This is a genomic window from Eubacterium sp. 3_1_31 (assembly GCF_964249515.1).
Lineage (GTDB): Bacteria > Bacillota_I > Bacilli_A > Erysipelotrichales > Erysipelotrichaceae > Longicatena > Longicatena caecimuris.
The window spans coordinates 26,430-32,946 of sequence record NZ_CAXUBY010000032.1 but is presented as its reverse complement, the minus strand read 5'-3'; the positions used below and the strand labels follow the sequence as shown (position 1 = coordinate 32,946).

General features: G+C 38.7%; 6 protein-coding genes. 1 reads left to right on the top strand and 5 read right to left on the bottom strand.

The features are described from left to right. Positions 1-111 precede the first annotated feature (111 nt). Complete coding sequence (locus ACESSZ_RS12025; RefSeq protein WP_008689955.1) at positions 112-765, bottom strand: ferritin family protein; 654 nt, start codon at positions 763-765, stop codon at positions 112-114. A 107-nt stretch (positions 766-872) separates the two neighbouring features. Here ACESSZ_RS12025 and ACESSZ_RS12020 point away from each other — a divergent pair, with 107 nt between their 5' ends. Continuing rightward, the gene (locus ACESSZ_RS12020; RefSeq protein ID WP_008689956.1) at positions 873-1,265 is read left to right on the top strand and encodes a thioesterase family protein; all 393 of its coding nucleotides are present in this window, start codon (positions 873-875) and stop codon (positions 1,263-1,265) included. Between the two features lie 135 nt (positions 1,266-1,400). Here ACESSZ_RS12020 and ACESSZ_RS12015 read toward each other — a convergent pair whose 3' ends face one another. The 4 genes from ACESSZ_RS12015 to ACESSZ_RS12000 form a co-directional block, all read right to left on the bottom strand. Next, positions 1,401-3,536, bottom strand: coding sequence for a transglutaminase-like domain-containing protein (locus tag ACESSZ_RS12015; protein ID WP_008689957.1), 2,136 nt, complete (start codon positions 3,534-3,536; stop codon positions 1,401-1,403). Continuing rightward, a complete protein-coding gene (locus ACESSZ_RS12010) occupies positions 3,529-4,521 on the bottom strand; it encodes a DUF58 domain-containing protein (RefSeq protein WP_008689958.1) in 993 nt (330 codons plus the stop codon). The genes ACESSZ_RS12015 and ACESSZ_RS12010 overlap by 8 nt, the downstream gene beginning before the upstream one ends. Beyond that, a complete protein-coding gene (locus tag ACESSZ_RS12005) occupies positions 4,521-5,453 on the bottom strand; it encodes an AAA family ATPase (RefSeq protein ID WP_008689960.1) in 933 nt (310 codons plus the stop codon). The genes ACESSZ_RS12010 and ACESSZ_RS12005 overlap by 1 nt, the downstream gene beginning before the upstream one ends. 203 nt (positions 5,454-5,656) lie before the next feature. Further along, positions 5,657-6,313: a hypothetical protein gene (locus tag ACESSZ_RS12000; RefSeq protein WP_008689962.1), complete on the bottom strand. Its 657-nt coding sequence runs from the start codon at positions 6,311-6,313 to the stop codon at positions 5,657-5,659. Positions 6,314-6,517: the final 204 nt, after the last annotated feature.

Genomic DNA, 6,517 nt, shown 5'->3' with positions numbered 1-6,517 from the left:
ACAATCCTTAATAAGAAAGAAAATTCAACCATGCCTGTACATGGTTGAATTATAGCGACTGCCTGTCGCACAAAAAGGGTCGCATCTCTTACAAATGTGACCGTTCTTCTATCAGCTATTCAATTTGTCGTTTGGATTGAAGAAATATGGATTCGGTTTATCAAAATAATTGGACGTATCTAAATCCCATGCATTATGCATATCCCCTTCTCCAAAGTCTTTTAATTCGTCATGTGTAGTTAAAATGTCCAGTGTTGTTCTTAAATGCTGCAATACATGGGCACTGCTCTCAGATAAATATGTCAAGACCTTTTTTGTCTCTTCATCCTTTGTTTTGGTTAATACTTGTTCATAATATGTTTGATAGGCTTGTTCTTCTTCGATATCACATAGTAAGGCAGCGCTTAGATCATTATTTACATGATGTTGTTTTATTTCCTTATGCGTTGGCTGATCACAGGGTGGAATAAATGCAAAGACCGGGGTATCGTCATTGGATTCATCATAATAGCGATCATCTTCCCCATGCAGATGGTGCAATAGCTCGGCTAAAACTTCCATATCACTTAAGCGACGGGCAGCAATACGGCGAAATAATTCATGAAATGTGGGATTGTGTATCATGAAGCTTTGACGCAAATATAATATAGCAAGTTGTAAGCCTTTTTCACATCCGCCACATTCATGATCCATATATTCATAAAGCTTAGGATCTGGGGTAATATTGTTTATTTCCATAGGTAATTGATTATCATACAAATACATGCAAGATTTCCTCCTTTTTCAATTCTAGTATGGATATGAAAAAGAAGATTATGCTATAATAATGCTGCAAAAATGGGCAGGAAACCTGTCGTAAGAGGAGATAAAAGATGAAAGAAGTTCAATTACATGCAAAGTGTCAAGAAGAAGTAATCGTAGATGAAGCTAAGCTTGCTTGCAATGTGGGCAGCGGCATTGTTTCTGTATATGCAACACCAATGATGATTGCGGCGATGGAGCATGCGGCAGTGCAATGTCTACAGCCTTTCTTAGAAGAAGGAGAAACCAGTGTTGGTGTCTTGATGCATACGACACACGATGCTGCCACACCAGCAGGTATGAAGGTTCGGATAAGCGCTGAAATTATCGCGGTTGATCGTAAGAAAGTCACCTTTTCGATCATCGCCCAAGATGAAAAGGATATCATCGGTAAAGCAAGCCATGAACGTTTTGTGGTGATGAAAGAAAAGTTTGAAGCAAAAGCCCAAGCAAAACTTTGTTAAAAGCAGCTTTTGAAGTGAATTTTCATTTGTTATTCAATGGAAAGACATTTCAATCGCTGTTTTTTTATTGTGAATGAAAAAAAGGAATATCCTAGCAAGGTGCATATTCCTTTTCAAAATGATTGTTATGTTGTTTTATAGCGCATCCCATATCCAAAAGCGAAGCTTCTTTTGCCATGACAATGTTGTAAGAACATGAGCTCGCTGCGTTTGCCATTGCGATTGCAGTTGTTGTACATCCTCTTTCGTAATCTCATGCTGCGAAAAGCGTGCTTTTTCCACAAGTTGTAATGTTTCTTGATCAATCTTCGCTCCATATGGGAATAAATCTTCTAACCAGCCATAAAGCGTTAACAGCTTTTGTCGTTGTTTCATGCTTTCCAACTGTTTCCGGCGATACTTTCTTCTTAGGCTTGCCTGTGCATAAATGAATAAGGGTAAGATAAGCACAACGAGAACTGGTAACAAGAAAGAAGGCAGCGAGGAAGAGGCAGACGTTGTTGTCGTGCCATTTTCTTCCATTAAGTGTTGCGTAGGCTGTTGGATTGGTTTCGGCTCTTCCTTATTTTCAAGACCGGGGGTAATTTCTGATGGCGTTGTTTGCGTGAGAGGCTGTTCGCTTTTTTGTATGGTAGAATCGTTATCTGCTGCCGGCGTTACTTCCACAGGCATCCATCCATAGGTTTCATCAAAAATTTCCACCCAGGCATGTGCATCAGAATCTTTGACCTGTGCATGTCCTTCATGATCATAAGCATTGCTATCCACACGATACCCTTCTACATAACGGGCTGGGACGCCATAATAGCGTAATAACAATACAGCAGAGGATGCATAATGAACACAATACCCTTCCTGATTTTCCCATAAGAAATAGGAAACAAAATCCTTGGAAAGGTCAGGCGATCCCGGATAAAGTGTATAGCGGGTATGAGCATACAAATAGCCTTTTACATAGTCAATAATTTCTTCCGTAGACGCAAAACGATGGAAGTTATCTTGTAAGTCTTCTACCGTATTAAATTTTTCTTTTATATCTTTAGGTAGCTGTAAATACTGCTCCTTAATAAAATCCACATATTCCTTATAGGATGTTCCCTGTGGTACATGCAATATTTTTTGTTCATCATCCCAGATTTCATAAGTAACAGCATCCTTTGTTGAATTGCTCCATGCTGCATAGCCATCATAATAAATATTCATATCCTGATTGATGTGCTTAAGATAATATGGCACAATGGCATATTGTGTATTGGCGCGCATATCTTTGATCATCAATGGATTCGCATGAATATTTTTCGGTAATGCCGCCTGATTCATCCAAAAACGAATTGTTGTCCAATCAATATTGGGATATTGACGATATTGTTTATGCGCAAGGGATTTCCATGTATGTCCATCATAAATAGCACCGCTATAGGTTTTTAAATATAAGCGAGATGCCTTAGGATAAGTAAGTTCCATTTGGATAGCACCAGTATAAGAACGATTCCCCGCTCTTCCTAAGTCAATTTCACCTATGCTTTCTGAGCCATAACGCAAATTATAAGTGAACTGCTCAATTGTCTGTAACAGTTTTTGACGCATATGACTGCTAGTGGAAGAGACTTCATACTCCTTTTCTGGTAATAGGATAAAAAGCGTACCAAATATAAGAGAGAAGCAAAGCAAAACATAGCCAAACAGCTTGCCATAATGCCATGAACGTGTACTATGTCTTCTGATATAAGAAAGAAACAATAAAGTAAACCAATCCATCAAAAGCAAACAGGTAAGCAGCCATGGCTGTTTGACACTATACAGCATCGTTGGAAAATATAGCAGAAAGCTGATGGCAAAGGCTGGGAAATGACGTTTCCAGCGAATGATAAAAAGGTATTCCAGTAACATGATCATCAGATACAACGCTATCCAAACTCGTGAAAATAAGAAAGGAAGCTCTTGTTGTGATAGTGTCACTTCATAAACTTGAAACGTATAGTTGGAAGAATGAGCATACACAGATGTGATTTGATTATATATGGCATTAATGGTATCACGAAAGTTAATGATCAGACTTAAAAGTAAAAGCATTATCAAAGCACCATAAATAGGTATTACCCATTTTTTCAGTTTTGTCGTTTGTAAGAATAGAAAAAGCAGTGTTGCGATAAAGGTCGTACATAGTACGACACCATTCAGCATTTGAAAAACCCATAGGAAGATAAGGAAAGGAAGATAACTTGTTAAGACGAAAAGAAAGCGATCGGTAAGTGAGAATGTCTTATGCATGCACATCACTTCCTTTCTCATCCATAGATGTTTCTATCCCGCTAGAGCGTATGCATACGTGTGTCCCCAGCTGTGAACGGTAAAGAACATTGTCCTCTTCTTCCGCTTTGGGATGTGCGAGAATTGCCTGTAAACAACGTTTTAAGCTCGCTTTATCATAGACCTCCTGTTCCAAATTGCCATCTTTAGAATTCCAACAGACAATGGCACTCATAGAACGCTGTATCCATTCTATAGCACAGGCATAAAAGTGTCCCAAAACCTGCTCGCATTCCTCAACACTTCCATGCAAATCTAAATATACAAGCAGTTGTTCCTGTTGGTAAGAGGCAAAAGTACGTATCATTGTCTTCGCTAATTTGTAGCTTAATTTATGATGAATATGGCGCAAATCATCACCAGGCTGGTATTCTTTCACTTCATGTGTATCTTCTAAGATGCCACCGTGTTGGATATGACCTTCATATACATGTTCCTGATCTTGTAAGATATCATGAATTTGTGATGATATAGTGGCCCCAGTTGCATGAGGATATAAATAATAAGTACGCTTTTGATGGCTGTGGTAATGGCGTTGAAATAATCCTAGCATATCCTGTAGTACAAAACCATCAAAGCATAAGCGAATTTTTCCCATCGTTGCCTCATGGGCAATCATAGGAACATACACGATGGTATCACTTGTAAATAAGGTCAGATTATCTTGGGTTTGCTCATCCAAAAAGATATTCTCTTGTTGGATGTTGATTTTGAGTTGAGCAAGCGGGAACCATTTCCCACTGGCGCAATAAAAGTAACTGCCCTCTTTACGGCGTTGAAAGTCTACTTGTAAATGATTTGATGAAATCAGCATGGCAAATAAACTAATCAAGGGCAGCGCAATAACACCTGTCAAAATTATCAGAAATAAATAGCCGCCTAAAAAGATGTAGAGCAGTGCACACACTGCCAACAAAAGCAGATAGCGGCACCAGGCGCGAAGCATTATGCTTTCCTCAGCTGCGGTTTTTCAATCTCATCTAAAAGGTTTTGTAAAACAGCAGCAGTCGTGCGATGATCCTTAACAATATCGTTTTTCATTACTATACGATGTGCAAGAACATCGTGGAAGACTTGAGTGACATCTTCCGGTATGACATAATCACGATCGGCTAAATAGGCATGTGCTTTGGCCATAGCCGTTAAGGCAATACTGGCACGTGGACTTGCCCCTTGATAAATTCGCTCATGATGACGAGTAGCATTCACCAGATCAACGATATATTGATAAATATCCTCATGTACAAAGATGGCATCGCATGCGTTTTGCATTTCGATGACATCCTCTACACTGGCAACTGGTTGTATCTGATATTGCTTTTTAGCCTGTTTTCGCTTTAACATTTCAACCTCATCCTGTGCACTTGGATAGCCGATGCTCATACGTATCATGAAACGATCCAACTGGCTTTCTGGTAAAAGCTGTGTACCGGCAGAACCGTATGGGTTTTGTGTAGCGATGACCATGAATGGCTGTGGCGCCGTTTGTGTATATCCATCTATGGTAATTTGTTTTTCTTCCATGACTTCTAGTAAGGCCGCCTGTGTCTTACTTGACGTTCGATTAATTTCATCAGCTAAAAAGATGTTGCAAAAAACAGCGCCCTCATGCAGACGAACTTCTCCACTAGATGGATCAATTACACTATAGCCAACCACATCGCTTGGCAAAACATCCACGGTAAATTGCATACGCTTGCTGTTAAGCTGCATAGCTTTGGCAAATGCCATCGCCAATGTTGTCTTTCCGACACCGGGAATATCTTCCAAAAGAATATGTCCCTTAGCTAAAATCACCATCATAACTTTTTCGACTTCTTGTTTTTTTCCAATCATGACCTTATTCACTTCTTGTAAAATTTCTGTTGTTTTTTTCATAATCGCTTTCCCTCTGTCTTGTTTATATAATTTTAGCGTATGTCATTTTTGTGTATTTGTCAATTTTGAAATACAAAAGAAATCTTAAAAAATAACCATTCCGATAAACTGCTTTTATCTGGCTTGACAAGTTTGACCCCTTTCCATTCTCGCATTCTTTCCCTTACCGTATACTTCCTAATGTAATAAAAAAAGATCCTAATTCAGGATCCTAACGTTAAATTTTCTGGACGCATGCATTGTAAATCATCCTCTTCCAACTGTAAGCGAGCATATGGAATTTCCTGTTTCTTAGGGCAAGCCATTGGTTGGATCATAAAGCTGCATAAGGTACAATATCCGTTTGAAGAGCTGCGTCGTATACATTCATATGCACACTTCTTGACACAATTCTCATCACACCACTGTGCCAGTTTGATTGCCGCATCATTGGCTAAGCGACAGCTAAATTCTTTTGGTAAACCACTGTCCATAAGATAGCGGCTTAAAATATTGGCATAACACAAACAATATTCTATGATAAAGAAGTTTTCTGCATTATTTTTTTGTAAGTGCTTAGGCCATTGCGCTATATCAATTGCTAAAGCTTCATAGCGTTCTTGGGCAATGTGTGCTCTTGGCTGCTGTAAACATTCATGTTCGTTTTCACGACAGGCACGTAAAAATTCTCCCATCGTTTTTAACAGTTGGTATTTGAAGGTCGCAAAGTCAATTGTCACCTGAAATTCGGTTTCTAATTTTTTGAATGCTTCCGCACACATGATGAGCGCTGCATCGACAGTTTCTGCCTCAAATACGGATAGTCTTGTAATCGGAGGTTCTAGAAACATGAGTAATTCTTTTCCATTGATATATTTCATTTTTTATCACCTTTTGTAATAGTACACTATTTTTATAAGATTGCAACTACCTTAAGCAAATATTTGCACATTCAGGTGGTACAGCATACGTTTATGAAAAAAATCTATACTTTCTTGTTTAGCAATTGCCTTGCCAAGTTTATACCTTCTAAGATTAATGCAATAAAGATCCCGATACTTCGGAATCGAATGTGTTTATTAGAT

What these genes read in the sequence shown, in the direction of transcription:
- ACESSZ_RS12010 (WP_008689958.1), bottom strand. Translation starts at nt 4,521, where the DNA reads ATGCTTCGCGCCTGGTGCCGCTATCTGCTTTTGTTGGCAGTGTGTGCA.
- ACESSZ_RS12025 (WP_008689955.1), bottom strand. Translation starts at nt 765, where the DNA reads ATGTATTTGTATGATAATCAATTACCTATGGAAATAAACAATATTACC.
- ACESSZ_RS12000 (WP_008689962.1), bottom strand. Translation starts at nt 6,313, where the DNA reads ATGAAATATATCAATGGAAAAGAATTACTCATGTTTCTAGAACCTCCG.
- ACESSZ_RS12015 (WP_008689957.1), bottom strand. Translation starts at nt 3,536, where the DNA reads ATGCATAAGACATTCTCACTTACCGATCGCTTTCTTTTCGTCTTAACA.
- ACESSZ_RS12020 (WP_008689956.1), top strand. Translation starts at nt 873, where the DNA reads ATGAAAGAAGTTCAATTACATGCAAAGTGTCAAGAAGAAGTAATCGTA.
- ACESSZ_RS12005 (WP_008689960.1), bottom strand. Translation starts at nt 5,453, where the DNA reads ATGAAAAAAACAACAGAAATTTTACAAGAAGTGAATAAGGTCATGATT.